This window comes from Candidatus Nitrosarchaeum limnium BG20 (assembly GCF_000241145.1).
Classification (GTDB): Archaea; Thermoproteota; Nitrososphaeria; order Nitrososphaerales; family Nitrosopumilaceae; genus Nitrosarchaeum; species Nitrosarchaeum limnae.
This window is the reverse complement of record NZ_AHJG01000076.1, coordinates 1-946: the sequence shown is the minus strand read 5'-3', so window position 1 is coordinate 946 and position 946 is coordinate 1. Positions and strand designations below refer to the sequence as shown.

Genomic DNA, 946 nt, shown 5'->3' with positions numbered 1-946 from the left:
AGTTCTTTTGTTTCATTTGAAGCATAACCAAACATCAATCCCTGATCTCCTGCACCTTGTTCTTTTTCTTTAGTTGCAGTTACTCCTTGACTGATATCTGGACTTTGAGAATGTAATTTTAGTATGACTTGACAAGACTCTGTATCAAACATCAAATCTTTGTTGTCATATCCTATATCTCTAATTACTTTTCTAACTAATTCTTCTTGAGCTCTTTTATCAAAATTAGCTTTTGATGTAACTTCTCCTGCAACTGCTACAAAATCTGTAGTCACCATTGTTTCAACTGCTACTCTAGAGTCAGGATCTTGTCTGAGAAATTCATCTAAAAATGCATCTGAAATTTGATCACATATCTTGTCTGGATGACCTTCTGTGACTGATTCTGAAGTAAACAGAAAACTGCTAGTCATAAGGACCACTAGAGTTCATTTTCTAGTTTGATAAATAATACATTATTGCCTCTTACAATTACTCTGCCGTAATTTGCAATTGTTTTACCATCATGTAATTCCTCTGCGTCTGTCATGATTAAATTCATGTATGAATCAACATTATCCATTTTCCCTTTATACTCAACTTCATTCTTCAACCTAACAGTAACTTTCTTCTTGGTACTTTTTTGAAGAGTTGTCAAAGGTCTTTTTGCACTACTAGTTTGTGACACTAATTATTCACTTGTTTTGCTTACGTTGTTCTCTAGAATAAAAGCCTTGCCTCTTTTCAAAAAAATCAAATTCCTTAAATTTTTTCATTATTTTCAGATAATTATCTAAATGATCTATACAGGATTACAAAAATTAGATGATTTTTTATCTGATGGAATACCAAATGGTGTAATTACTGATATTTATGGTGCAAGTGGAACTGGTAAAACTCAACTTTTATTTCAAATCTGTGTAAACACAATAAAAAATGGTGGTACTGTACTCTATCAAGACACAAC

Annotated in this window: 3 protein-coding genes; 1 reads left to right on the top strand and 2 read right to left on the bottom strand. The window is 31.8% G+C overall.

Annotation, left to right across the window (positions count from 1 at the left end):
* Together BG20_RS02460 and BG20_RS02455 are read right to left on the bottom strand one after the other, a co-directional pair.
* Nucleotides 1-413: S-adenosylmethionine synthetase N-terminal domain-containing protein (locus tag BG20_RS02460; RefSeq protein WP_010190468.1), on the bottom strand; the 413-nt coding region annotated here is incomplete at its 3' end.
* Between the two features lie 8 nt (nucleotides 414-421).
* The gene (locus tag BG20_RS02455) at nucleotides 422-667 is read right to left on the bottom strand and encodes a U6 snRNA-associated Sm-like protein LSm6 (RefSeq protein WP_010190466.1); all 246 of its coding nucleotides are present in this window, start codon (nucleotides 665-667) and stop codon (nucleotides 422-424) included.
* A 109-nt stretch (nucleotides 668-776) separates the two neighbouring features.
* On the opposite strand from BG20_RS02455, the gene BG20_RS02450 reads away from it, so the two are divergent.
* Nucleotides 777-946, top strand: a 170-nt coding sequence (locus BG20_RS02450) for an ATPase domain-containing protein (protein WP_010190464.1), incomplete at its 3' end; no start/stop codon positions are given.